This window comes from Streptomyces sp. NPDC087440, from assembly GCF_044744005.1.
Classification (GTDB): Bacteria; Actinomycetota; Actinomycetes; order Streptomycetales; family Streptomycetaceae; genus Streptomyces.
Window position 1 is genome coordinate 14,947 of the sequence record NZ_JBIUXN010000035.1, and the last position, 25,136, is coordinate 40,082.

At 73.2% G+C, this 25,136-nt stretch carries 21 protein-coding genes; 9 read left to right on the forward strand and 12 right to left on the reverse strand.

What is annotated here, in order from left to right:
* The first annotated feature begins 304 nt into the window (after positions 1-304).
* Both ACIO3O_RS40695 and ACIO3O_RS40700 read left to right on the forward strand, forming a co-directional pair.
* Positions 305-919, forward strand: coding sequence for a TetR/AcrR family transcriptional regulator (locus ACIO3O_RS40695; RefSeq protein ID WP_401755367.1), 615 nt, complete (start codon positions 305-307; stop codon positions 917-919).
* 128 nt (positions 920-1,047) lie between these two features.
* Entirely contained in the window at positions 1,048-1,860 is an 813-nt protein-coding gene (locus ACIO3O_RS40700; RefSeq protein WP_401755493.1) for a bifunctional DNA primase/polymerase, read from the forward strand.
* A gap of 15 nt (positions 1,861-1,875) precedes the next feature.
* On the opposite strand, the gene ACIO3O_RS40705 is transcribed toward ACIO3O_RS40700, so the two are convergent.
* The 7 genes from ACIO3O_RS40705 to ACIO3O_RS40735 form a co-directional block, all read right to left on the reverse strand.
* The gene (locus ACIO3O_RS40705; RefSeq protein WP_401755369.1) at positions 1,876-2,796 is read right to left on the reverse strand and encodes a hypothetical protein; all 921 of its coding nucleotides are present in this window, start codon (positions 2,794-2,796) and stop codon (positions 1,876-1,878) included.
* Positions 2,747-3,727 carry an iron uptake transporter permease EfeU gene (efeU, locus tag ACIO3O_RS40710; protein WP_401755372.1) on the reverse strand — a complete coding sequence of 327 codons (981 nt, stop codon included), beginning with the start codon at positions 3,725-3,727 and terminating at the stop codon, positions 2,747-2,749. The genes ACIO3O_RS40705 and efeU overlap by 50 nt, the downstream gene beginning before the upstream one ends.
* 22 nt (positions 3,728-3,749) lie before the next feature.
* Positions 3,750-4,994, reverse strand: a complete 1,245-nt coding sequence (gene efeB, locus ACIO3O_RS40715) for an iron uptake transporter deferrochelatase/peroxidase subunit (protein ID WP_401755375.1) — start codon at positions 4,992-4,994, stop codon at positions 3,750-3,752.
* Between the two features lie 33 nt (positions 4,995-5,027).
* Entirely contained in the window at positions 5,028-6,182 is a 1,155-nt protein-coding gene (efeO, locus tag ACIO3O_RS40720) for an iron uptake system protein EfeO (RefSeq protein ID WP_401755378.1), read from the reverse strand.
* A gap of 184 nt (positions 6,183-6,366) precedes the next feature.
* Positions 6,367-7,221: a heme ABC transporter ATP-binding protein gene (locus ACIO3O_RS40725; protein ID WP_401755381.1), complete on the reverse strand. Its 855-nt coding sequence runs from the start codon at positions 7,219-7,221 to the stop codon at positions 6,367-6,369.
* A gap of 186 nt (positions 7,222-7,407) precedes the next feature.
* Positions 7,408-8,634: an iron chelate uptake ABC transporter family permease subunit gene (locus tag ACIO3O_RS40730; RefSeq protein WP_401755496.1), complete on the reverse strand. Its 1,227-nt coding sequence runs from the start codon at positions 8,632-8,634 to the stop codon at positions 7,408-7,410.
* Between the two features lie 496 nt (positions 8,635-9,130).
* On the reverse strand, positions 9,131-10,174 hold the full coding sequence (locus ACIO3O_RS40735) for a hemin ABC transporter substrate-binding protein (protein ID WP_401755383.1): 1,044 nt from the start codon (positions 10,172-10,174) through the stop codon (positions 9,131-9,133).
* Between the two features lie 161 nt (positions 10,175-10,335).
* Between ACIO3O_RS40735 and ACIO3O_RS40740 the strand changes: the two genes are divergently transcribed.
* The 3 genes from ACIO3O_RS40740 (at position 10,336) to ACIO3O_RS40750 (ending at position 14,755) form a co-directional block, all read left to right on the forward strand.
* Positions 10,336-11,814, forward strand: a complete 1,479-nt coding sequence (locus ACIO3O_RS40740; RefSeq protein ID WP_401755386.1) for an HtaA domain-containing protein — start codon at positions 10,336-10,338, stop codon at positions 11,812-11,814.
* A 138-nt stretch (positions 11,815-11,952) separates the two neighbouring features.
* Positions 11,953-13,599, forward strand: coding sequence for an HtaA domain-containing protein (locus ACIO3O_RS40745; RefSeq protein WP_401755388.1), 1,647 nt, complete (start codon positions 11,953-11,955; stop codon positions 13,597-13,599).
* A gap of 493 nt (positions 13,600-14,092) precedes the next feature.
* Positions 14,093-14,755 carry a PhzF family phenazine biosynthesis protein gene (locus tag ACIO3O_RS40750; RefSeq protein WP_401755391.1) on the forward strand — a complete coding sequence of 221 codons (663 nt, stop codon included), beginning with the start codon at positions 14,093-14,095 and terminating at the stop codon, positions 14,753-14,755.
* Between the two features lie 64 nt (positions 14,756-14,819).
* Here the strand turns inward: ACIO3O_RS40750 and ACIO3O_RS40755 are convergent, their stop codons facing one another.
* Together ACIO3O_RS40755 and map are read right to left on the reverse strand one after the other, a co-directional pair.
* The gene (locus tag ACIO3O_RS40755; protein ID WP_401755393.1) at positions 14,820-15,470 is read right to left on the reverse strand and encodes a heme oxygenase (biliverdin-producing); all 651 of its coding nucleotides are present in this window, start codon (positions 15,468-15,470) and stop codon (positions 14,820-14,822) included.
* Between the two features lie 160 nt (positions 15,471-15,630).
* Positions 15,631-16,488 carry a type I methionyl aminopeptidase gene (gene map / locus ACIO3O_RS40760; RefSeq protein WP_401755396.1) on the reverse strand — a complete coding sequence of 286 codons (858 nt, stop codon included), beginning with the start codon at positions 16,486-16,488 and terminating at the stop codon, positions 15,631-15,633.
* Between the two features lie 89 nt (positions 16,489-16,577).
* Here map and ACIO3O_RS40765 point away from each other — a divergent pair, with 89 nt between their 5' ends.
* Positions 16,578-16,811 carry a hypothetical protein gene (locus ACIO3O_RS40765; protein ID WP_401755399.1) on the forward strand — a complete coding sequence of 78 codons (234 nt, stop codon included), beginning with the start codon at positions 16,578-16,580 and terminating at the stop codon, positions 16,809-16,811.
* 336 nt (positions 16,812-17,147) lie between these two features.
* Here ACIO3O_RS40765 and ACIO3O_RS40770 read toward each other — a convergent pair whose 3' ends face one another.
* Positions 17,148-18,488 carry an MFS transporter gene (locus tag ACIO3O_RS40770; protein ID WP_401755402.1) on the reverse strand — a complete coding sequence of 447 codons (1,341 nt, stop codon included), beginning with the start codon at positions 18,486-18,488 and terminating at the stop codon, positions 17,148-17,150.
* A 390-nt stretch (positions 18,489-18,878) separates the two neighbouring features.
* Here ACIO3O_RS40770 and ACIO3O_RS40775 point away from each other — a divergent pair, with 390 nt between their 5' ends.
* Positions 18,879-19,673 (forward strand): site-2 protease family protein, encoded by a 795-nt coding sequence (locus tag ACIO3O_RS40775; protein ID WP_401755405.1) that lies wholly within the window; start codon positions 18,879-18,881, stop codon positions 19,671-19,673.
* An 11-nt stretch (positions 19,674-19,684) separates the two neighbouring features.
* Here ACIO3O_RS40775 and ACIO3O_RS40780 read toward each other — a convergent pair whose 3' ends face one another.
* Together ACIO3O_RS40780 and npdG are read right to left on the reverse strand one after the other, a co-directional pair.
* The gene (locus ACIO3O_RS40780) at positions 19,685-19,867 is read right to left on the reverse strand and encodes a hypothetical protein (RefSeq protein WP_401755408.1); all 183 of its coding nucleotides are present in this window, start codon (positions 19,865-19,867) and stop codon (positions 19,685-19,687) included.
* A gap of 72 nt (positions 19,868-19,939) precedes the next feature.
* Entirely contained in the window at positions 19,940-20,659 is a 720-nt protein-coding gene (gene npdG, locus ACIO3O_RS40785; protein WP_401755411.1) for an NADPH-dependent F420 reductase, read from the reverse strand.
* Between the two features lie 92 nt (positions 20,660-20,751).
* Here npdG and ACIO3O_RS40790 point away from each other — a divergent pair, with 92 nt between their 5' ends.
* Positions 20,752-21,354, forward strand: a complete 603-nt coding sequence (locus tag ACIO3O_RS40790; RefSeq protein ID WP_401755414.1) for a hypothetical protein — start codon at positions 20,752-20,754, stop codon at positions 21,352-21,354.
* Between the two features lie 415 nt (positions 21,355-21,769).
* Positions 21,770-25,135 carry a BTAD domain-containing putative transcriptional regulator gene (locus ACIO3O_RS40795; protein ID WP_401755417.1) on the forward strand — a complete coding sequence of 1,122 codons (3,366 nt, stop codon included), beginning with the start codon at positions 21,770-21,772 and terminating at the stop codon, positions 25,133-25,135.
* The last annotated feature ends 1 nt before the right edge of the window (position 25,136 follow it).

Here is a 25,136-nt window from a genome sequence, read left to right on the forward strand (position 1 = left end):
GTACGGGGGGGGGGGGGGGGGGGGGGGGGGGTTGGGGGGGGGGGGGGGGGGGGGGGGGGGGGGGGGGGGGGGGGGGGGGGGGGGGCCGGTTGGGGGGGGGGGGGGGGGGGGGGTCCGGGCGGGGGGCGCGCCCCCGGCCCCCCCGGATTTCGCCCCGGTCCCGCCCCTTCACCTAAAGCGCTTGCCGCGCGGCTTGTGTGTGGCTGCTCGCGCAGTTCCCCGCGCCCCTGAAGGGGCGCTCCTGAGGGGAGCGGGATTCTTGCGGGACGGTTCGTATCGTCTCGTGGGGGGATAGGTTGGGGGGATGGTGAACCAGAAGAGTCCTGATTCCTCGCGGCGCAGTGAGCGGTCGCGGCGGGCCATTTTTGAGGCCGCCCTCGGGCTCGTGGGGGAGGTGGGGTACCAGAAGACCACCATCGAGGGGATCGCCGCCCGGGCGGGGGTGGGGAAGCAGACCATCTACCGGTGGTGGCCCTCCAGGGCCGCCGTCCTGCTCGACGCCTACTCCGACCTCGCCGATCAGGCCGCGGCCGCCGTCGGCGAGGTCGGTGCGGCCATCCCCGACACCGGTGACCTCGCCGCCGACCTCCGCCTCGTCCTGCGGGCGACCGTGGACGAACTCGTCGACCCCACGTACGACATCCCCACCCGCGCCCTCACGGCGGAGGGCGTCGTCGACGCCGAGCTGTGCGCGCAGTACGTCGACCGGCTGCTGCGCCCTTCGCTGAAGCTGTACGTCGACCGGCTCGCCGCCTCCCGGGAGCGCGGCGAGGTGCGGGCCGACCTGGATCTGGACACCGCCGTGGAGATGTTCACCGGGCCGCTGTCGGGGCGGTGGCTGATGCGCACGGGGCCGCTCACCCACGCGTACGCCGACCGGCTCGTCGACTACGCCCTGAATGGTCTGGCACCCCGGTGAAGGACCGCTGAAATCCCGCGGAGCACCCGTCCCGGCGACCCCGGATGCGGACACCGGCCACCCGGGGCGCAGGATGGTGCGAGCATGGTGGGGTCCCCAGGGGCCGAGGCGTGAGGGTGAGGAGCCAGATGGGCGCGGAGTTCAACAGCGGTGCCGACGGCGGTCGTGGCAGCGGTGCCGGAGCGAAAGCCGGAGCGGGCGGCCGGATCGCCCAGTGGCTGCGCCGCCGCGCCCAGGGCAGGTCGGCCGGGGTCCCGGACGCCGCCGTCGAGCGCCTCGCGCTGCTGCGCGCCGCCGCGGGGGCCGGACTGCCGCTCGCCCCGGCCGCGTATCCGAACGGGTACCGATGTTCCTGCGAGCGGGTCGGCTGTCCGACGCCCGCCCGCCACCCCGTCTCCTTCGCCTGGCAGACGCAGTCGACCACCGACCGCGGCCAGATCGAGCGGTGGGCCACCGCCCAGCCGCAGGCCAACTTCATCACCGCGACCGGCATGGTCCACGACGTGCTGGACGTGCCGCTGGACGCCGGTGTCGAGGCCCTGGAGCGGCTGATCGACGCGGGCATCGAGGTCGGCCCGGTCGCCGTGTTCGGCGAGGGCGGCAGCGGCGCGGACGCCCGCATGCTGTTCTTCACCGCGACCCGGGGCACTCCCGAGGACGAGGACGAGTGGTGGCCCTGCGAGCTGGACTGCCACCCCGAGACCATGGACGAGCATCCGGGCCTGCGCTGGCACTGCCGGGGCAGCTACGTCCTCGTACCGCCCGCGAAGCTGCCCGGTGAGCTGGACGTGCACTGGGTGCGCGGTCTTGAGCACTCCCTGCCCGACCCGCTGACCCTCCTGGAGACCCTCACCGACGCCTGCGCCCGGTACGCCGCCGCGGCCGACGAGGCGGGCGCGGACACCGACCCGCACGCGGTGGCCTGGCCGATCGGACGCTGAACCCCTACAAGGGGGCTACGACCCCGTCGCCGCCACCAGGCCCTGCACCCGCGAGGCCACCCGTACCGTCCCCGCGCCCTTCTTCGGGACCAGCGCCAACTGGCTGGAGACCCGCTCCTTCAGCAGCGAGGTCTTCGGTGTGCCCGTCATCAGCGCCCGCACGTCCGGGTTGATGTCCAGCAGCGGCACGCCCGGTGCCGCCGTCTGCTTCTCGAAGTGCCGGGAGGCGAAGAACACGAGTGCCCCGCCGTCCTTCGTCGCCAGTCCCACCGGCGCGAACGCGTCCGCCACCAGCTCCTGGTCGACGTACTGCATCGACCGCCCCACCCGCTGCGCGGCCCGCGTGCGCTGGGCCAGCCACAGCGTGGTGTCCTGCCCGGGGGCGAACACCGGGGGCCTGCCCCTGTTCTGGAGGTACGAGGCGTAGTCGGCGCTCAGCCGGCGGGGCGCGACCGCGAGGCTCGCGTCGTCCTCGGCGACCGGCTTCGCGAAGCCCTCGCCGTCGAGGGCGAGGGCGGGGACCTGGTTCGCCTGGAGCGTCAACAGGTGGGAGGCTTCCCAGAGTTGGTTCGGACCGCCGCGCACGAACACCAGCAGCCAGCGCGAGTCGGCCCGGCCGCCGTCGTCGGTGTCCCGGTTGCTGTCGGCGTCCGCCACGAACCAGCGCGGCCAGCCCGCCTTCTTGGGTATGAGGAAGCGCGCGTCCGTCAACTCCAGTGGAGTGAAGGCGGGATTGCCGCCCGGACGCTGTTTCTGACGGGCCTTCAGGCCGCCCTGGTTGATCGCGGCGAGCGCGCCGGTGACCCGGCCCGCGACGGCGGCCGGATCGTACGCCTTGTCCGCCTTGTTGGACGCCTCCGTGAAGTCCTTCAGCGCCCGCGCGGCCTCAGCCTTCGTCGCCGTCGGTACGATCTCCAGCTCGCCGTGCACCGTCACGCACCCGCTCGCCGTCAGCGCCAGGGCCGTCGCCGCCGCCAGGGACGCCGTCAGGCGCCGCAGTCTCCGTGTGCGCGTTGCCATCAGCAGCCCTTGCCGTCCCTGTCGTCCCCGCCGTCACCGACGACCGGAACCCTACCGGGGCGAAGAAGAGCACGAGCATGGGGACCAGATACAGCGCCCACACCGTGACCTGGAGGACGGTCGGGTCCGGCTGGAAGTTGAAGACGCCCTTGAGGAGGGTGCCGTACCAACTGTCCGGCGGGATCTGCTCGCTGATGTCGAAGGCCTTGTTGGAGAGGCCGCCGAGGAAGCGGGCCTCCTGGAGGTCGTGGACGCCGTACGCGAGCACGCCCGCCGCGACGACCAGCAGCATCGCGCCGGTCCAGGTGAAGAACTTCGCCAGGTTGATGCGGACCGCGCCCTTGTAGAACAGCCAGCCCAGCGCCACCGCCGTCAGCAGGCCCAGCGTCACGCCGATCACCGGGCCGTGGGTGCCGTCGCTCAGCGCCCGTACCGACGACCACACGAACAGCGCGGTCTCCAGCCCCTCCCGGCCCACCGCCAGGAACGCCGTCGCCACCAGCGCGAACGTGCCCATCTGGAGCGCCGCGTCCAGCTTTCCGGTCAGCTCCGCCTTCAGGTGCCGGGCGGTGCGCCGCATCCAGAACACCATCCACGACACCAGGCCCACCGCGACGATCGACAGCGAACCGCCGAGCGCCTCCTGCGCCTCGAAGGTCAGCTCCTGCGAGCCGTAGGTGAGCGCCGCGCCGAAGCCCAGCGCGAGCAGCACCGCCACCGCGATGCCGATCCACACCGGCTTCAGGGCGTCCCTGCGGCCGGTCTTGACCAGGTAGGCGACCAGGATGCAGACGACGAGGCTGGCTTCGAGGCCCTCGCGCAGGCCGGTCAGGTAGTTCGCGAACACGTCGGTTCCCTTCGGTGAAGCTTTACGAGAACAGCGCCCGGCCCCACCAGTCGTCCTTGTCGCGGACGCCCGGCGGGACGGCGAAGTGCGCCGAACCCACGTGCTGGATGTATTCGTTGAGCGCGTCGGAGCGTGCGAGAGAGCGCTGTACGGGAATGAAGGCGTCCCGTGCGTCGCGCTGGTAGGCCAGGAAGAACAGTCCCGCGTCCAGGCGGCCCAGCCCGTCCGTGCCGTCGGTGAAGGAGTAGCCCCGACGCAGCATCCGGGCACCGGAGTTGGCGTCCGGGTGGGCCAGGCGCACGTGCGAGGTCGGCAGCATCGCCTTCAGCAGCGGCTCGTCGTGCTCCTTGGACTTGCCGACCGCGGCGCCCTCGCCCTTGTCGCGGCCGAAGACGTCCTCCTGCTCCTGGAGCGAGGTGCGGTCCCAGGTCTCGATGTTCATCCGGATGCGCCGGGCCACCAGGTAGGAGCCGCCCGCCATCCACGCGGACCCGTCCTTCTCCGCCGCCCACACGTGCTTGTCGAGCGAGGCCGTGTCGGTGCCCGCGATGTTGCGGGTGCCGTCCTTGAAGCCGAAGAGGTTACGAGGGGTCTGCGCGTCCGGCGTCGTCGAGGACGTCTTGCCGAAGCCCAGCTGCGACCAGCGCACGGCGACCTTGCCGAAGCCGATGCGGGCCAGGTTGCGGATCGCGTGCACGGCGACCTGGGGGTCGTCCGCACAGGCCTGCACGCACAGGTCGCCGCCGCTGCGCGCCGCGTCGAGGTTGTCGCCCGGGAACTTCGGCAGGTCGACCAGGGCGGCGGGGCGCTTGTCCTTCAGCCCGAAGCGGCCGTCGAAGAGGGCGGGCCCGAAGCCGACGGTCAGGGTCAGCCGGGACGGCTTGAGGCCGAGCGCCTCACCGGTGTCGTCCGGCGGGGCCTCCGGCAGACCGCCGTACGCGCCCGCGCCGACGGCGTGGCCCGCCGTCAGCAGGGCGGCCGCCGCCGTCCAGTCCTTCAGCAGCCGGACGAGGTCCGCCCGGTCCTTGGTCGTCACGTCGAACGCGGCGAAGTGCAGCCGGTCCGGGACGGCCGTGGCGATGCCCGCCTGGTGCGGGCCGTGGAAGGGCACGGCCGCACCGCCGGACGCGGCGGGCGCCGGGTCCTCGTCGCGGTTCAGCACGACGGCGGCCCCGCCCGCCGCGACGGCGCCGAGCGCGAGCCCGGCCCCGCCCCAGCCGATCACCGAACGGCGGGACGGGGAGGGGGAGTTCACTTCGTCCGGCATGGGGGACGCCTTCTCTCCGGGGCTTGCTTCGACTTACTTCGTGACGGCTGCGGCGAGCTTCGACAGCGGCTCCGCGAGCGCGTTGACGCCGTCGGAGAGCTCCTTGCGGTCCGCCGTGGAGACCTTGTCGTACGAGGTGAACTCGTACGAGGAGGTGTTCGGGCGGTGCTTGTCGAGCAGCTTGTTCAGCGCGGCGAACTGCCTGTCCAGGTCCCCGGTGAGCTTCGGGTCGGTCTTCGCGGTGATCGGCTTGAGCAGCGTGTACGCCTTCTCCGCGCCCTCGACGTTCGCCTTGAAGTCGACCAGGTCGGTGTGGCTGTAGCGCTCCTCCTCACCGGTGACCTTGCCGGTGGCGACCTCGTCGAGGAGCTCCTTGGCACCGTTGGCCATCGAGGAGGGGGTGATCTCGGCGGTACCGACCTTCTTCACCCAGGTGTTGAGGTCCTTCATCAGGGTGTCGGCGAGCTTCTTCTCCTCGTCGCCGATCTTCTTGTCCTGCCACAGCGCCTTCTCCAGGCGGTGCCAGCCGGTCCACGGCTTGCCGGACTCCTCGACGCCGTCCTCGCGCAGGTCGACCATCGGGTCGATGTCGCCGAAGGACTCCGCGACGGGCTCCGTGCGCTCCCAGCCGATGCGCGAGGGCGCGTACGCCTTCTTCGCGGCCTCCAGGTCGCCCGCCTTCACCGCGTCGGCGAACACCTGCGCCTTGGGAAGGGTCTGCTCGGCCTGCTCGCGCACATAGGTGCGGTACGCGGCGACCGCCGCGTCCTTCTCCGGGCTGCGCTTGGCGGCCGCGCCGCCGCCGGTCACGGTGACCTTCTGGCGGATGCCGTCGCCCTTCATGCCGGGCTTGCAGGCGATCTCGTACGCACCGGCCTTGATCTCGGCGGTGAGGTCGGCCTTGGTGCCCGGGCCGATGTTCTCGCGCTCGGTGACGATCCGGTCGTCGGGGAACAGCACGTACACCTCGGTGACCTTGGAGCCCTTGTTCTCCACGGCCAGTTCGACCTTGCCGGCCGGGAACTCCTTCTTCGACACCTCGCAGGAGTCGTCCTTGGCGATCACCTGGATCGCGCCGCCGCTCGCGTCGCCCTTCGTGTCCTTGCTCTTCTGGGTGCAGCCGGTCATGGCGGTGACGGCGGTCGCGACGGCGATCGCGGACAGGGCGGTGAGACGGAGGGGACGCATAAGGGGACTCCACGCGGGGTGAAAGATCTACGAGGCCCACAGGTCTACTGAGGCTTACCTAAGTTAAGCGCGCCTTACCCCGGACATAACCACCCGGGAGGTGATTCAGATCTCACTCCCGCCCCACGAGTACGGGGCGGTCACGGGAGCCCCATGACCGCCCCTGCGCAGGGTCAAATCCAGGTCAAGCGCCGGGGTGCGCCGCCCTCTTGGGGATCACCAGCGGGGCGCCCGTGCGCGGGTGCGGCAGCACCTCGACCGGCTGCCGGTAGACCCGGGACAGCAGGTCCTCGCCGAACACCTCGGCGGGCGGGCCGCAGACGGCGATCCGGCCGTCGTGCAGCACGGCCGCCCGGTCCGCGTACGCCGCCGCCAGGCCCAGGTCGTGCAGGACGACCACGACCGCGTCCCCGGCCGCCGCCCGCTCCCGGCAGATCCGCAGGACCAGTTCCTGGTGGCGCAGGTCCAGCGCGGCGGTCGGCTCGTCGAGCAGGAGTACGGGTGCGCGCTGGGCCAGTACGCGGGCGAGCGCGACCCGGGCGCGCTCGCCGCCGGACAGCGCGGAGAAGGGGCGCGGCCCGAAATCGGTGACCTCGGTGGCGGCCATCGCCTCGGCCACCGCGAGGTCGTCCTCGTCCTCCTGCTCGGTGCCCGCCCAGGGCGCGCGGCCCATCCGTACGACGTCCTCGACCGGGAAGGGGAAGGACAGCGCGGCGGACTGCGGGAGCACGGAGCGGCGCACGGCCAGTTCGGCGGCGGTCCACGCGCCGACGGGGCGGCCGTCGATCCGTACCGTCCCGTGCGTCGCGGCCAGATCGGCGGCGACGGCGGCCAGCAGGGTGGACTTGCCCGCGCCGTTGGGCCCGACCAGGGCGAGCACCTCACCGGCCCGGGCGGTCAGGTCGATGCCGGACAGCACCTCGCGCTGCCCCAGCCGCACATGCAGCCCGTCGACCTCGACGGCGGCGGCGCCCCGGCGGAGGGGAGCGGGGAACGTACGGGAACGGCCGGACGAGAACAGTGACTTCAGGGCGCTCATGCCCCACCACCTTGCTGAGGACGGGGCGTGCGGGCCGGGCGGTGACGGGGGAGGGTCGTCATGCCCAGCCTCCCTGCTTGCGGCGGGTCCGGCGCAGCAGCCAACTGTGCTTTCCCGGGGGACGACCCCCGGACCCCCGGCCGGACGGACGGGGTGTGCGGGCCGGGCGGTGACGGGAGAGGGGCGTCATGCCCAGCCTCCCTGCTTGCGGCGGGTCCGGCGCAGCAGCCAGAAGAAGAACGGGCTGCCGAAGAGGGCGGTGAGGACGCCGAGGGGGAGTTCGGCGGGGTTGGCGACCGTGCGGGCCGCGAGGTCGCCCGCGAGCAGGACGATCGCGCCGCCCAGCGCGCTGCCGGGGACCAGGAAGCGGTGGCCGGGGCCGTTCGCCATGCGCAGCAGGTGCGGGACGAGCAGCCCGACGAAGGTGATGATGCCTGCGACGGCCACGGCGGCGGCCGTCAGCAGCGCCACCACCAGCACCAGTGCCATCCGCATCTTCTCGACGTCCACGCCCAGGTGCCGGGCCGGGCGCTCGCCGAGCGCGAGGAGGTCCAGCTTGCGGGCGTAGAAGGGGGCGACGAGCAGGCCGAGCAGCGCGCAGGGCAGCACGGCGAGGACCTTCGGCCAGGTGGCCCCGGCGAGGGAGCCGAGCTGCCAGAAGGTGATCTGGGTGATCTGCGCGTTGTCCGCGAAGAAGATCGCCAGGCCGATCAGCGCTCCGGCGAAGGCGTTCACCGCGATGCCGGTGAGGATCAGCGTGACCACTTCGGTCTTGCCGCCGGAGCGGGACAGGACGTACACGAGCAGCACGGTGACCAGGCCCGCGACGAACGCGCAGAACGTCACCGTCCAGTTGCCGAAGAAGCTCAGCCCCAACGCGATCGAGGCGACCGCGCCGACCGCCGCACCGGCGGAGATGCCGATGACGCCGGGCTCGGCGAGGGGGTTGCCGAACACGCCCTGCATGAGCGCGCCCGCGCAGCCCAGCGAGGCGCCGACCAGGAGGGCGAGGACGACCCGGGGCAGCCGGATGTTCCACAGCACGCTCTCGCCGACCCGGTCCAGCGGCGCGCCACCGAGCCCGAGCCGGTTCTGCACGGAGGCCAGGACGTCGCCGGGCGAGATGTGGTACGTCCCGAGCCCGGCCGAAACCAGGGCCAGCACGAGCAGGGCGACGGCGAGGCCGACGGTGAGCGTGAAGGTGGTGCCGCGGCGGCCCTTGGCGGGGGGCTTCCCGGCGGATTCCCTTGCGGGGGAGGCGGGTTGGGACGCGGGCTCCGCCCCGCCCGTGGGGGCCTGCGACCCGGCTGCCGGGACCTCTGCACCGGGGGCGCTGCGCGGTGCGTCGGCCGGTCCGGTGGTGGGGGAGCGGACCGGTTCGGGTGCCGGGGGCGTGGGCCGGAGGCCCGCCACCGGGGAGGGCGCGGGGGCGTGCGCGCCACCGGTGTCGGCGGGCACGGGGGCCCGAGGCGGGGCTTCGGTGGTCGCGGCGGTCCGGCCAGGGGTGTCGGCCGTGCCGCCGGGTGAGGGTGCGGCGTCCGCCGGGACGGCGAGGGCGGCGGCCTCGGTCGTGGGAAGCGTGAGGCCGGCGGGGCGGGGCGGGTGGCCCGTGTCCGGGGCGGGGGTGTCTGCGTGCTTCGTGTCCGGGGCGGGGATGCCTGCGCGCTCCGTGTCCGGTGCGGGGGTGTCTGCGTGCTCCGTGCCCGGGGCGGTGAAACCTGCGCGCTCGGTGTCCGGGGCGGGGGTGTTTGCGGGTTCCTTGTCCGATGCGGGGATGCCTGCGCGCTCCGTGCCCGGGGCGGGGAAACCTGCGCGCTCCGTGTCCGGTGCGGGGGTGCCTGCGTGTTCCGTGTCCGGCGCCCGGACGTCTGCGTGCTCCGTGCCGGAGGCTCTCGTGGCGGTCACCGGGTCACTTGTCCTTCGGGTAGAGCTGGTCGACCAGGGACGTGAGCACCTGGTCCGTGCGGGGGCCGTAGTTGAGCAGCACGCCGTCCGGGATCGAGACGATGCGGCGGTCCAGGCCCGCCGGGGTCTCGGCGACGCCCGGGACCTTGAGGAGGCCGTCGATTCCGTTGACGGACTCCAGGCCCTTGGACATGACGAGGATCGCGTCGGGGGCCGCCTTGACCAGGGCCTCGCTGGTGATCGCGGTGAAGTCCTTGGCCAGGCCCGAGTCCTTGCCCGCGTCGATCGCGCCCGCCGCCTCCAGCAGCGAACTCGCCCCGGAGTCCCGGCCGCCCAGCAGGTAGACCGAGGCCGAGCCGCGCAGGTAGAGGAAGCTCACCCGGGGCTTCTTGCCGTCCGCGGGCTTCGGGATGTCCTTCTGGACGGCGGCCAGGCGCGCCTGCGTGCGCTGCTTCAGCTCCGCGCCCGCGGGCTGCACGCCCAGCGCCGAGGCCACCGCGTCGATCCGCCTGTCGACGTCGGCGAGTTCCTTGGCCGGGTTCACCACGACCAGCGGGATGCCCGCGTCGCGGATCTGCTCGATGGCCTCGACCGGGCCGGTGGTGGTGTCGGCGAGGACGACCGTCGGCTTCAGGGACAGGACGCTCTCCGCCGACACGTCGTGAGCACGTGTCACCACGGGGAGGTCCTTGGCCTGTTCGAAGGTGGCGGTGATGTCACGGGCGACGACGTTCTTCCCCAGGCCGAGCGTGAAGACGATCTCGTTGAGGCTGCCGGTGAGCGGCACGATCCGGTCGGTCGACGTGACCTTCACCTCCTTGCCGTCGGCGGAGGCGGCCGTCACCGGAAGGACCGGCTTCGGGGTCGCGGCGAGCGGCTCGACGCGGTCGGCGGCCTGCTGGGCCCCGGCCTTCACGCCGCCGCCCGAGGAGGGGGCCGCGCCCGTCGTCGTACCGCCGCAGCCCGTGGCGGCGACGGCGAGGGCGAGCACGGACACCAGGGCGCCTGCCAGGCGTGAGGAGCGCGGGGACACGGCTGGCGTTCGCACGGAGCGCACCGTCCTGTTCGTTTCCGGGCGGCCGAAGTGGCCGGGGTGATGGGGGAGTTCCGCCCGTCCGGGTCCTCCGTGAGGGTGCGAAGGGTTCCGAACGAGGTCAGGCATACCTTAGGTTAGCCTTACCTTGCTCGCTAGACCTCGGAGGGGTCCTCATGCTGTCGTCCACCACGGCCCGGTCGTCCAGACCGGCCCGCGCGTATGCCGTCGCGCTCATCGCGGCCGTGCTGGGAGCGCTGCTCCCGGCCTCGACCGCCAGTGCGGCACCGCGCACCGTCCAGGGCGGCAGGCTCGACTGGGGGATCAAGTCCTCCTTCCAGAGTTACGTCACCGGGCCCATCGCCCAGGGCACCTTCACCCTCCAGGGCGGCGCCGCGACCGTCGGCGGCAGCCAGTTCCGCTTCCACTCGGCCAGCGGTTCGTACGACCCGGACAGCGGGGCCCTCAACTCCGGCTTCTCCGGCGGGGTGCGCTTCACCGGCCACAAGAAGCCGGACGGTTCGTTCGACCTCGACCTCGTCATCAGCCGGCCCACCGTCCGCATATCCGGCGGTACGGGAACGCTCTTCGCCGATGTGACGAGCAAGGCCAAGGGCACCGGCAAGGTGACCCGCTCCAGCCAGATCGCGCTCGCCGCACTGGCCGTCGGCGGCATCAACATGAAGGGCGGCGGCAGCCCGGTCGCCCTCAACAACGTTCCCGCGACGCTGACTTCGCAGGGCGCGAGCGCCTTCGCCGGGTACTACACGGCGGGCACCCGGCTCGACCCGGTCAGCCTGTCGGCGGACGTGGCGGCGGGCGAGAAGGCGCCGCAGAAGCAGCCGGACGCGCAGCAGCCCGCGGAGAAGGCGCCCGAGGAGAAGGGCAAGGGCGACGAAAAGGGCAAGGGCGACGAGAAGGCGTCCGGCGCCTTCCAGGACGCGGCCGTCGACTGGGGCGTGCGGCGCACCTTCCGCGAGTACGTCACCGGCCCCATCTCCAAGGGCAAGTGGGACCTGGCCGAGGGCGCGCTGGACGGCGGGGCGCTGTTCCGCTTCCCGCAGGGCAAGGGCGCGTACGACAGCGGGAAGAAGACCCTCGACGCCACCTTCGCGGGCAGCGTCCGCTTCTCCGGAGCCCACCTCGACCTGACCCTCGCCAAGGTGGGCGTGAAGGTCGCCGACGGCAAGGGCACCCTCGTCGCGGACGTCACGAGCAAGGACCCGGCCACGAAGAAGGACGTGCGGACGACCGCCGTCCCGCTGGTCACCTTCGAGGCAAAGACGCTGGACGCCAAGGACGGCCTGGTCAACCTGACCGAGGCCCCGGCCACCCTCACCGAGGACGGCGCGAAGGCGTTCGGCTCGATGTACAAGGCGGGCACCGAGATGGACCCGGTGTCGCTCGCCGTCGCCGTCGACGCCAAGGCGAAGCTGCCCGCGCTGCCCGACCTGGGCAGTGACGCCAAGTCCTCCGCGACGCCCGCCCCGGCGGCGGACAAGAAGACCTCCGCGGAGCCGAAGACGGCGAAGACCGCCGCGGCCTCCGACTCCTCCCACACCGTGATGTACGTCGCCGCGGGCGCCGTCGTCCTGGTGCTCGCCGGGGCCGCGTTCTTCGTGGTCCGCAGGCGGGGAAGCGGCGCGCAGGGCTGAGGCCCGCGCCTCCTGGCACTGCTTCTGTACGTCCGTGCCGCTGCCCGTGAGGGAGCGGCGGCGCGGGTCCCCTCCCCTCCCTCGCACGTGTCACCCCCCCCGTTCCTCGCTGTTCCTTCCGACAGGAGTCCCCCGACCATGGCAGCAACCCGCCGCCGCATCTCGCTCGTCGCGGCAGCCGCGACCGCGGCCGCACTCGGTACGACCGTCCTCGCGCTTCCGGCCTTCGCCGCCGGTGAGCCCGCGGCGGCCAAGCCGCTCGACCTGAAGAACGCCACCCTGGAGTGGGGCGTCAAGGAGTCCCTGCGGACGCACATCGCGGGCGGCGCGGGCAAGCCCGCCGCCGGTTCGATCGTCGCCGCCGACGGCGCGTCGCAGGCCGACCCCAACGGTGTCTTCACCTTCACCGGGGGCAAGGGTTCCTACGCCGAGAAGGGCGCGGTGGACGCGGCGTTCACCGGGTCGGTGCTCTTCGACGCCACCAAGTACGGCTACGCCTACAAGTTCTCCGACCTGAAGGTGCGGTCGACGGACGGGGCCAAGGGCTCGCTGGTGGCCGACGTCGACTTCACGATGGCGGGCAAGACCACCAAGGCCGACGACATCGAGTTCGCCACGCTCGACCTCGCGAAGGCGGAGACCGGCAAGGACGCCGCGGGCAAGACCGTCGTCAAGGCGGTTCCGGCCGCGATCACGGCGGCGGGCCTCCAGGCGCTCGGCGGGCGGGGGTACGAGGTCGGCGACGCCTTCGACACGCTCACGCTGAACACGGGTGCGGAGGCCGCGAAGCCCGACCCGGACCCGAAGCCCGACCCGAAGCCCGATCCCAAGCCGGACCCGAAGCCCGACCCGGACCCCAAGCCCAACCCGGACCCGAAGCCGGACCCCAAGCCCGACCCGAAGCCGCCGGTCGAGGACGTCAAGGGCGCCATCGTGGACGGCAACCTCGACTGGGGCGTCCACGAGCGCTTCCTGAAGTACGTCAACGGGCCCATCGCCCACGGCAAGTCCGAGCTGTCCGGCGGCGCGGTCAAGGCCGGCGACGGCTTCCGCTTCCCGAAGGGCAAGGGCACCCTCGACGCCGAGAAGCAGAACCTCTCCGCGGCCTTCGACGGCAAGGTCCGCTTCGTGGGCCACGAGACGAACGGCGTCTACGCCCTCGACCTCAGCTTCTCCGCGTTCAAGGTGGAGGTGAAGGGCGGCAAGGCCGGTCTGGTCGCCGACGTCGCGACCAAGGAGCGCAACGCGGACAACTCGCCCGGCAAGGACGTCGCGTACAAGGGCGTGACCATCGCCGAGCTGTCGCCCCAGGGCAAGCTGAACGTGGTCGACGGCGTCGTCAAGCTGACCGGGGTCCCGGCGAAGCTGACGGCGGACGGGTCGAAGGCGTTCGGCGGGATGTACCCGGCGGGTGAGCAGATGGCTCCGCTGACGGTGGCGGTCTCGGTGGACAAGGGTGCGCAGCTGCCGGAGCCGGGTGGCTCGGGCGGTACGGGGTCCACCGGGTCCACGGGCTCCACCGGCTCCACGGGTTCCACGGGTGGCGAGGGTGGTACGACCGGTGGCGGTGACACCACCGGTGGCGCGGGCAGTGTGGGCGGTGCGGGCGCCACGGGCGGTGCCTCGGCCGGTTCGGTCGGCGGTGGGGCGGCTGCGGGCAACTTGGCCGCGACCGGGGCGTCGACGCCGACGGGGGCGCTGCTGGGTGCAGCGGGGGCGCTGGCGGTGGCCGGTGGCGCGGTGGTCTTCGCGGCGCGTCGCCGCAAGGCGGGCTCCGAGGCCTGATCCCTCTCGACCTTCCGTAGGGCCGCACCCCCGTGTTCGGGGTGCGGCCCTACGGGGCTTTCCGGGCCCAGCCCCTCAACATCCGCCCCCGGCACCAAACTTGTTCCCGCCCCAGCCCCACCCCTTCACCTAAAGCGCTCGCCGCGCGGCTTTGTGGTGGGTTGCTCGCGCAGTTCCCCGCGCCCCTCAAGGGGCGCGGGGAACTGCGCAAAACGCCAGCCACACTCCACCCGCACGAACCCGTTCACAGCCCCGCAGGGTTACGGGAAGGGGCGGGTAGGGGAAGAACCCGCCCCGGCACCGGGTGCCGACACCCCACCGGCTCCGCGCAGCGCCCCGGCACCGGGTGCCGACACCCCACCGGCTCCGCGCAGCGCCCCCGCACCGGGTGCCGACACCCCACCGGCTCCGCGCAGCGCCCCCGCCCCGCACAGCACCCCCGCCCCGCACCGTCCCCACACCCCCCCCGGAGGGACCCGGCAGAATGCCCGGCGTGAATAGCCTCGACCTTGTGCACGTGTTCTGCGGCCCCACCGGCCACCACGGCAACCCCCTCGCCGTCGTCCGCGACGCCCCCCGCACCCACCCCACCCCCTCCTCCCGTCAGGCCCTCGCCCGCGAACTCGGCCTCAGCGAGACCGTGTTCGTCGACGACCCCGAGCGCGGGGTGCTCGACATCTACACCCCCACCACCCGGCTCCCCTTCGCCGGGCACCCCCTCGTCGGCGCCGCCTGGCTCCTCGACATCGAGGTGCTGGAGCTGTCCGTGGGCGACGTCGTCGCCCGCCAGGACGGGGAGTTCACCTGGATCACCGCCCGCGCCGACTGGGCCCCGCCGCGCACGCTCCGGCAGTACGCGACCGTGCGGGAGGTCGACGCCCTGCCCGCGCCCCCGCCCGGCGAGGGCTGGCTCTACGCGTGGGCCTGGGAGGACGAGGCCGCGGGCCGGGTGCGGGCCCGTGCCTTCCCGCGCCGGGACGACGGCATCGCCGAGGACGAGGCGACCGGGGCCGCCGCCCTCCTCCTCACCGCCGAACTCGGCCGCGCCCTCAACATCCGCCAGGGCAAGGGGTCCCAGCTCCTCACCGCGCCCGGCCCCGGCGGCCTGATCGAGATCGGCGGCCGCGTCCGCTTCGCCGAGCACCCCCGCCCCTGAGGGAACGCGCGCGGGCCCGCACCGTACCCGGCGCGGGCCCACATCACGAACGTACCGTCAAGAACTACGCACTCAGCGGGAATTCGCCGCCCAGCTCGCGGAAGACCGACCCGTTGAAGTCGAAGGCCTTCTTGCACTCCTCGATGATGCGCTTCTTCTCCAGCTCGTCCGCCGGGATCGCGTCCAGCAGCTCGCGGTAGTTGCGCTTGAACGCGGCCGGGTTGGAGACGCCCTCGAAGACGTAGAAGCGCACGCCGTCGCCCTTGCGCTCGAAGCCCCAGGTCTTCTCCGCCTTGTCGCGGATGATCTGGCCGCCGGAGAGGTCGCCGAGGTAGCGGGTGTAGTGGTGGGCCACGTAACCGCCGGGCCAGGTGGCCGCGCACTCGGTGACACGTGCCGCGTATGCCGCTGTCGAGGGGAGGGCGACGAGGCCGTCGCGCCAGTTCTCGCCGCGCAGGTGCGCCAGGTCGCGCTCCAGCTCCGCGGTGCGCATCAGCTCGGACTGTATGAAGGGGCCCGCGACCGGGTCGGCGGCGAGCGAAGGCGCCGCGTCCTCAAGGGCCTTGTAGACGAACCACAGCTGCTCGGTGTAGCGCGTGTACGCGTCCACGCCGAGCTTGCCGCCGAGGAGGTCGCTCATGAACGTCGAGGTCTCCGCCTCCGTGTGCTGCTCGTGCGAGGCGACACGGATCTGGGTGGAGAAGAGGGTGTCCAAAGCGGACCTCCGGGGACAGATGGGACAAGGGCGACAGTAAAAGGGGAGCGGTGGTGGCAGCAATGGCACCCGCCACCACCGATCTTCGCTGCTTAGGCTTACCTAAGTCAACTGGTTCCCGACGACCTGTCGGTAAAAAATCCCGGACCCGGCCCGGGGGTCAGGGCAGCGTCAGGATGTCCGCGCCGGTCTCCGTCACCACCAGCGTGTGCTCGAACTGGGCAGTGCGCTTGCGGTCCTTGGTGACGACCGTCCAGCCGTCCTCCCACATGTCGTACTCGTGCGTGCCGAGCGTGAGCATCGGCTCGATGGTGAAGGTCATGCCGGGCTGCATCACGGTCGTCGCGTGCGGGCTGTCGTAGTGCGGGACGATGAGCCCGGAGTGGAAGGACGTCGAGATGCCGTGACCGGTGAAGTCCCGGACGACGCCGTAGCCGAAGCGCTTGGCGTACGACTCGATGACACGCCCGATCACGTTGATCTGGCGGCCCGGCTTGACCGCCTTGATGGCCCGGTTGAGGGACTCGCGGGTGCGCTCCACGAGCAGCTTCGACTCCTCGTCGACGTCGCCGCAGAGGTAGGTGGCGTTGTTGTCGCCGTGCACGCCGTTGAGGTACGCGGTCACGTCGAGGTTCACGATGTCGCCGTCGTTGAGGACGGTCGAGTCGGGGATGCCGTGGCAGATGACCTCGTTGACCGAGCTGCACAGCGACTTGGGGAAGCCCCGGTAGCCGAGGGTCGAGGGGTACGCCCCGTGGTCGAGCATGAACTCGTGCGCGACCCGGTCGAGCTCGTCGGTGGTCACGCCGGGAGCGATGTGCCGGGCGGCCTCCTCCATCGCCTGCGCGGCGATACGGCCCGCGATGCGCATGCGCTCGATCGTGTCGGAGTCCTGGACCTCGGGCCCTGTGTACGGGGTCGGCGCGGGTTTCCCGACGTACTCGGGGCGCCGGATGTTGCCGGGGACGGAACGGACGGGAGTGAGCTCGCCTGGTACGAGCAGCGACTGGCCAGACATGCGGACGAGTGTAGTCAGCGCTCCGGGGGCACTATGGCGGCAGAAACGAGTGCGCGAACGCCGCGCGCCGGAGCGAGGAGTACAAGGTCATGGCCCTGTTCAAGCGACGTACCACCGGCAAGCCCGGCGAGTGGTTCTACTGCCTGGAGCACAAGACCGTCGAGGAGGGCCCCCAGTGCCCGTCCAAGGACCGCTTCGGCCCGTACGCGACCCGCGAGGAGGCCCAGCACGCAATGGAGACGGCCCGCGAGCGGAACCTGGACTGGGAGAACGACCCGAAGTGGCACGACAAGGGGGGCTCCGCGGGCACGCCGGAGAACTGACCGGGGGCCGTCCGGGGGCGCTGTCCGGGGACGGCCCGGACCGACCGGGAGCCGACCCGACGGCCGGGGGAGGGCCGAGCCCTCCCCCGGCCCCCTGGCCTCTCGGGCCCAGGCCATGCGCCCGGCCCCTGGCCCGGTTCCTGGCCCCGGCCCCGGCCTCGGCCCTCGGCCCCCGGCCCCGGTCCCTGGCCCCGGTCCCTGGCCCTGGCCTCGGCCCCTGGCCCCCGGCCCCGGCCCCTGGCCCCGGACCCGGCCGCTGGTCCTGGCTCCCGGCCCCCGTAGCCACGGGGTCGGGCACCTCCGGTTCCTCCGGCCTTCGGCTGTCCGCACCTGCGTCTACGCCGCCGCGGGTGCGCTCTCGCCCTCGTCCGGCACGGGCGTCGGCTTCGCCCCAGCTCCAGCCCCCGCTTCCGCCTCGCGCTGGGCGCGGCGGCGCACCGCGTCCTCGTCCGTCTCCGCGTCGTACGACATGAGCTTGGGCAGTACGGCCGCCAGCAGCCCCACCGCCACCACGCACGCCGCGCCGCCGCTCCACACCGCGCCCCGCACGCCCGTCCAGCTCGCCACCGCGCCCGCGCGGACCTGGCCGAGCTGGGGGCCGCAGCTGTAGGAGAGGATCTCTATCCCGGCGAGCCTGCCGCGCAGCTCCTCCGGAATGGTCTGGTTCCAGATGGTGGAGCGGGCGAGCCCGCTGATCATGTCGCCGCCGCCGGCCGCCGCGATGAGCAGCAGCACCAGCCAGATGTTGCTGGTCAGCCCGATGGCGGCCATCGAGAGGCCCCATCCCATGGCGCCCAGCACGACCATTCGCCCGTGCCGGCGAACCTTCGACGCCCAGCCGCTGGTGAGGCCGACCAGGCACGCGCCGAGCGGCATCGCCGCGTACATCAGCCCGAGCGCCCACTCGGCCCCGAGGTCCTTCGCCAGGAAGGGGAAGATCGCGTTCGGGAACGCCAGCAGCATCGCGGCCAGGTCGATTCCGTACGTTCCGAGCAGGACCGGCTTGCTCCAGGCGTAGCGCGCGCCCTCCGCGATGCCGCGCAGCGAGGGCTTCTCGGCGTTCTCGGCGGCGGGTGCGGGGGACAGCCGCAGACACATCAGGACGGACGCGGCGAAGCCGACGACGGTGACGGAGTACGCGGTCGGGGTGCCCGCGTACGCGACGACGACGCCCGCGAGCGCCGGGCCCGCGATGGCCCCGATCTGCCAGCGCAGCGCGTTGAGCGCGGCGGCGGCGGTGAGCTGGTCGTGCGGGACGATGCGGGCCATCAGGGAGTCGAGGGCGGGCCGCTGGAGCCCGGACAGTGCGGCGACGCCCGCCGCGACGACGTACAGCGGCCAGAGCATCGGCTGCGGCAGCAGCGCGTTCACCAGCAGCACCACGGCCAGCACCCCGAGCCCGACCTCGGTCAGCAGGATGATCCGCTTGCGGTCGACGGCGTCGGCCAGCGCCCCTCCGTACAGCCCGAAGACGATCAGCGGCACCAGCTCGACGGCCCCGATCGCGCCGACGGCGAGCGGCGAGTCGGTGAGGTGGGCGATCTGGAGCGGCATGGCGACCAGCGCCATGGAACTGCCGAAGAAGGCGACGATCCCCTGCACCCACAGCAGCCGGAAATCGGCCGAGGAGCGCCAGGGGGAGAGATCGGGAAGGAGGGCGGAGAGCTTTCGGGACACGAGGTGCCATATTCCGTGCCCGCACGGCGGGAGGCAACTCCATTTCCCCGCCGTCAGGGAGCGCCCCGTCAGGGGCGCGGGGAACTGCGCGAGCAACCCCCCACCCACCCGCACGGAACCGTCCACAGCCCCGCGGGTTTAGGTGAAGGGGCGGGGCTGGGGACCCCCTGCCCAGGCAGCCCGGGGCCGCACGTACTCCGCACCGGAGTACCCCGCCCCCGCCCCCGAACGGGAGGCCCCTCGGCCCCGGCGGGCCAGGGCCGCACCCCCGGCGCCGGATGCGGGGGACCCGGCGAGGGAACCCCCGTGCCGGGTCCGGGCGTTCTACCCCGTACACGGGTACGGTCGACGCCCCGCACCACCCCCCGCCCCCCCCCAGGAGCCGCCCCCATGACCACCGCCATCAGCCGCCAGGACCGCCGGATCTCCCCGGTCTTCCTCGGCATCGTCGCCGTCATGGCGGCCTCCGGCTGGGCCGTCTGGACGGGCTTCGCGGCCTCCACGGGCTTCGCCGTGTTCCTCTTCGTGACGGCGGCCTGGATCGTCTCCCTCTGCCTGCACGAGTACGCACACGCCCGCACCGCCCTGCACAGCGGCGACATCACCATCGGCGCGAAGGGCTACCTCACCCTCAACCCGCTCAAGTACACGCACGTCCTGCTCAGCATCGTGCTGCCGCTGGTCTTCGTGATCATGGGCGGCATCGGCCTGCCCGGCGGCGCGGTCTTCATCGAGCGGGGCCGCATCCAGGGCCGCTGGAAGCACAGCCTGATCTCGGCGGCGGGCCCGCTCACGAACGTCCTGTTCGCGATCGTGTGCACCGCGCCGTTCTGGCTGGGCGCGCTGGACGGCGTCCCGACGCCCTTCCGGTACGCGCTGGCGTTCCTCGCCCTGCTCCAGGTCTCGGCGGCGCTGCTGAACTTCCTGCCCGTCCCCGGGCTCGACGGGTACGGCGTGCTGGAGCCCTGGCTCTCGTACAAGATCCGTCGCCAGATCGAGCCGTACGCGCCGTTCGGCCTGTTCTTCGTCTTCGCGCTGCTGTGGGTGCCGGAGGTCAACCGGGTCTTCTTCGACGTGATCTACGCGATCACGGGCGGCCTCGGCGTGAACGAGCTGGAGTCGTACTGCGGCCGCGACCTGTTCCAGTTCTGGCAGACCGGAGCCCCGATCTGCACCGCGCCCTGAGAAGCCGAGACCTAGGAGGCCGCGGCCTCCTTCTCGACCTTGGCCTTGCGCAGGTAGTACCAGGCCATGTTCGAGGAGACGCCCGCGAGCAGAATCCACACGATCCCGAGCAGGTTGCCCTCCACGAAGGAGACCACGGCCGCGACGACCGAGAGGACGCAGACGACCAGGGCGTACAGAGCGAGGCGGGGCATGGGGGACGACTCCTGTCGGAACGGACGGCGTGCGAGTACAACCCGTCCAGTGTCCCCCATGCCCGGATCGCCTTATACGTCGGTCACGCGCAGCCCGGCGTGGGCCTTGTAGCGGCGGTTCACCGAGATCAGGTTGGCCACCAGGGACTCCACCTGGTGGGCGTTGCGCAGCCGGCCCGCGAAGACGCCGCGCATGCCCGGGATGCGGGCGGCCAGCGCCTGCACCAGGTCGGTGTCGGCGCGGGCCTCGCCCAGCACCATCACGTCGGTGTCGATCTCCTCGACCGCCGGGTCCTGGAGCAGGACGGCGGACAGGTGGTGGAAGGCGGCGGTCACCCGCGAGTCGGGCAGCAGGGCGGCGGCCTGCTCGGCGGCGCTGCCCTCTTCCGGCTTCAGCGCGTACGCGCCCTTCTTGTCGAAGCCGAGCGGGTTGACGCAGTCGATGACGAGCTTCCCCGCCAGCTCCTCCCGCAGCGACTCCAGCGTCTTGGCGTGCCCGTCCCAGGGCACGGCCACGATCACGACGTCGCTGCGCCGCGCGCACTCGGCGTTGTCGGCGCCCTCGACGCCCAGCCCGAGCTCCCCGGCGGCCGCCTCGGCCCGCTCGGCCGCACGGGAACCGATGATCACCTTCTGCCCGGCCCGCGCCAGCCGGTACGCGAGGCCGCGGCCCTGGTCGCCGGTGCCGCCGAGGACGCCGACGACGAGCCCGGAGACGTCGGGCAGGTCCCACGGGTCCTTGAGGGGCTTCTTCGGGGCCTCGGTCTGCGGAGTGTCTGAAGTGGAAGTCATGGCCCGACCCTACTTGCAGGTAGTCCGCTCGTCCGGGTGAGCCGGGGCCTTCTCCGGTACGGGATCCGCCCCGGGCGGCGAGGATCGCGCGCATGGATGCCGTGAGGGTCGCACTGCTGCGAGAGGTCCTGGCCGGTACGGAGTGGCTGGGCGCCACGAGACGCTTCGCCGGGGTGCTGCGCGCCTCGGTCTCGCCGCCGGGCAGCGGCGGCCTCCTCCTGGTCGGCACCAAGGCGTACGAACCCTGGCACCTGGCCGCCCACCTCATGGACGAGGCGGCCTGGGCCGGACTGCCGACCCTGGCCCCCACGCTCGTACGGCACGAGGTGGGCCCGCACGACCCCGCGCACCTCTCGGTGGGCCTGGGGCGGCTGGCGGCGGCGGGCCGCGGCGAGACGCTGCTGGTGGTGTCCGGCCCCACCGGCCCGGACGCGGACCTGCTGGAACGCGTCCACGACGTCCGCCGCGCCGGAACCACGGTCCTCGCCCTTTCCGGCTCCCCCTCCGACACCGAACTTCCCTCCCTCGCCCACGAGATGCTCTCCGTCCCACCCGACGGAGAGGTGGACCTGGACACGGCCCAGCACCTGGTGAGCGCGGCGGCGGGCGAGAACACGGTCCGGGCCCACCGCGGCCGCAGCCGCCTCCGGCACCTCCTGGAGGGCCTCCTGGGCCCCGGTCCAGAACGCTGGTGAAGGGCGGCGGGGCCGTACCGGTCCGCGGCCCCGCCCAGCAGCCGCACCGCCGTCAGGGAAGCGCCCCTTCAGGGGCGCGGGGCTGTGCCGATCTGCGGCTCCGCCGCGCGGGCGCGCCCAGCAGCCGCACCGCCGTCGGGGAAGCGCCCCGTCAGGGGCGCGGGGAACTGCGCGACCAGCCACCCACCCACCCGCACGGACCCCCCTCATTGCCCCGCAGGGTTTAGGTGAAGGGGCGGGGCTGGGGCAAAAACAGCCCGGCGCCGGGGACGGCGCGAAGGAGCCCCGCCCCGCCAGCCACCCCCACGCCGGCACCAGCCCCCCCGACGGGCCGAACCCGCACACCCCCACCCCGGGAGGAGCCCGCCCGCGGCCCCCCACCCCCGAACACCCGAACCCCAGGGACAATGACCCGGTGCGCTACCAGATCCTCGGCCCCGCCCGAGCCCTCCGCGACGACGGCACCGCCGTCCCCCTCGGCGGCCCCCGCCTGCGCGCGGCCCTCACCGTGCTGGCGCTGCGCCCGGGCCGGGCCGTCCCGGTGCCCGTGCTGGTGGACGAGGTGTGGGGGGAGGCCGACGCCCCGCCCGCCGACGCCCCCGCCGCCGCCCAGGCCCTGATCGCCCGCCTGCGCCGGGCGCTCGGCCGGGACGCCGTCGCCTCCCGGCACGGCGGGTACGCCCTGGTGGCCGACCCCGACGACGTCGACCTGCACCGTTTCGAGCGGCTCACCGCGGAGGGCGTCCGCGCCCTCGCCGAGGACGACCCGGCGAAGGCCGTCGCCCTCCTCGACGACGCGCTCGCCCTGTGGCAGAGCACCGACGGCCCCGCCCTCGCCGACCTCCCCGCCCTGACCGCCGACGCGGCCCGCTGGGACGCCCGCCGCCTGGACGCCCGCCGCGCCCGGCTGGCCGCCTCCCTCCCGCTGGGCCGCGCGCAGGAGGTGCTGCCGGAGCTCACCGCGCTGTGCGCCGAGCACCCCCTGGACGAGCCGCTCCAGGTGCTGCGCCTGCGCGCCCTGCACGCGACGGGCCGTACCGCCGAGGCGCTGGACGCGTACGAGACCGTACGCAGACAGCTCGCCGACCGCCTGGGCATCGATCCCTCCGCCGAACTGCGCGCCCTGCACGGGGAGTTGCTGTCCGAGCCCGAACCCCAAGCCGCCCCGCCCGCACCCCCGCCGCCGCCCCCGCCCACCGGCAACCTCCGCGCCCGCCTCACCTCCTTCGTCGGCCGCGAGAGCGACATCGGGGTGATCCGCGACGACCTGGCCCGCGCCCGCCTGGTGACCCTGCTGGGCCCCGGCGGCGCGGGCAAGACCCGCCTCTCGCAGGAGGCGGCCGAGGGCTGCGACGCCCGCTGGCCCGACGGCGTCTGGCTGGTCGAACTGGCCCCCGTCGACGACCCCGAGGGCGTTCCGGACGTCGTCCTCACCGCGCTCGGCGCCCGCGAGACGCTCCTGCGCGGCGCGGGCGCCGAAAGCATCCGGGCCTCCGGCCGGAAGGCCGACGACCCCCTCGTGCGCCTGGTCGAGCACTGCGCGCACCGCCGCATGCTCCTGCTGCTGGACAACTGCGAGCACCTGCTGGACGCCGCCGCCCACCTGGTCGAGCTGCTCCTCGCCCACTGCCCCGGCCTCACCGTCCTCGCGACGAGCCGCGAACCCCTGGGCGTGCCGGGGGAGTTGGTGCGCCCGGTGGACCCGCTGCCGCAGCCCGTCGCGCTGGAGCTGTTCGCCGAGCGGGGGGCCGCCGCCAGGCCCGGGTTCCGGGTCGACGCGGACATGGCGGCCGCCGCCGAGATCTGCCGCCGTCTGGACGGGCTGCCGCTCGCCATCGAGCTCGCCGCCGCCCGCCTGCGCATATTGACGCCGCGTCAGATCGCGGACCGGCTGGACGACCGGTTCCGGCTGCTCACCGCGGGCTCGCGGACCGTACTGCCGAGGCAGCAGACACTGCGCGCGGTCGTCGACTGGTCGTGGGAGCTGCTGGACGAGCCCGAACGGGCGGTGCTGAGCGCCCTGTCGACGTTCTCCGGCGGCTGTGACCTGGCCGCCGCCGAAGCCGTCTGCGGAAGCGACGCCCTGGAACTGCTGGGCTCCCTGGTCGACAAGTCCCTCGTTGTCGCCGCCCCCGCCGAACCGGACGGCGAGATGCGCTACCGGCTGCTGGAGACCGTCTCGGAGTACGCCGCCGAGCGCCTCGCCGAGTCCGGCGCACAGGCGGCCGTCGAACGCCGCCACCTGGTCCACTACCGCGAACTCGCCCGCAAGGGCGACACGTTGCTGCGCGGCCGCGAGCAACTCCACTGGATGGGCCGCTTCCAGAGCGAGTACGAGAACCTGCGCACCGCCCTGCGCCGTGCCGTCGCCGCGAAGGACGAGCACGAGGCGCTGTGCCTGGTGCACGCCCTGTCCTGGTACTGGCACGTCCGCGACCTGCGCCCCGACCAGCGGCACTGGACCGCCGCCGCCATGGAGCTGAGCCGCGACCCGTTCGCGCTCTCGGAACCCGTCGAACCCGCCCCCGCCGTGTTCGAGCAGTGCACCGACGCACCCCCGCCGATGAGCCCGGACGTCCTCCAGGAGGCCCGGCGCGGTGTCCGGCTGCTCAACCTGATCAGCATGAACCACGACCTGGACGTCTGGTTCACCGACGACGCCAAGGAGTGGCTGGAGCGGGTCGTCGCCACCTACCGGCCCGGGCTGCCGCAGACCTGCCGGGTCCCCGGCTCCATGTGGATCATGGCGTTGCTGATGACCAGCGAGAGCAGCGAACCGCTGCGCGAGGCGATCAACGCGACCGTCCGGGCCTGCCGCGACTTCGGTTACGAATGGGAGCTGGCCGCGGCCCTGGAGATGCGGGCCAACATCTTCGCCAACCACACCGCCTGGGTCGGCGACGCCCGCCGGGACGCCGACGAGTCGCTGGCCATCTTCGAGCGGCTCGGCGACTCCTGGGGCGCGGCCGAATCGCTCTCCGCGCGCGGTGAGGCGTACGAGCGCATCGGCGACTACGCGGCGGCGGCCGACGCCTACCGGGACGCCATCGCCCACACCCAGCGGCTCGACGCCCGCTCGCAGACCATGCTGCTGAAGGTGCGGCTGGCGGGCACCCTCGTCGAACTCGGCGACGGCGCCGAGGGCGAGACCATCCTGCGCACGGTCCTGTCCGACACCGAGAACCAGCGCGTCGAGGTCCGCCCGGCCGCCCACCTCTTCCTCGGCATCCGCCTCGCCCGCACCGGCCGCCTGGCCGAGGCCCGCGAGCAACTCGGCCTGCTGCGCAACAACTTCGACAACGGCAACCTGATGATCTTCGACGGCTTCTCGCTCGGCCTGCTCGCTTGGGTCGCCAATATGGAGGAGTCGTACGAGGAGGCGATCGGCCTCGTCGCGTACGCCCTGGAACGCTCGCACGCCCAGCTCTCCCTGATGGTCGCCCCGCAGATGCCCGCGGTGCACCTGATGACCGCGGCGGGAACACTGGCCGGACTGGCCGGCCGGGAGCCCGACCCGGCCCGGCGCGCCGTCCTGGCCACTGACGCGGCCAGGCTGCTGGGCGCGTACGAGAAGCACCTCCCCGACGGCCACTTCGTCAACGGGCAGGAGTCCGACGCCCGGGACGAGGCGGTCCGCCTGGCCCGCACGCTCCTGGACGACGACGCCTACGCGCGTGCGCACGCCGAAGGCGGCGGCCTTCCCCTCGGGGAGGCCACCGCCCTGGTGTATGCGCGACGCGACGAGTATCGGAAGGACGGGGAAGGGGCGGCTCACCCCTGAG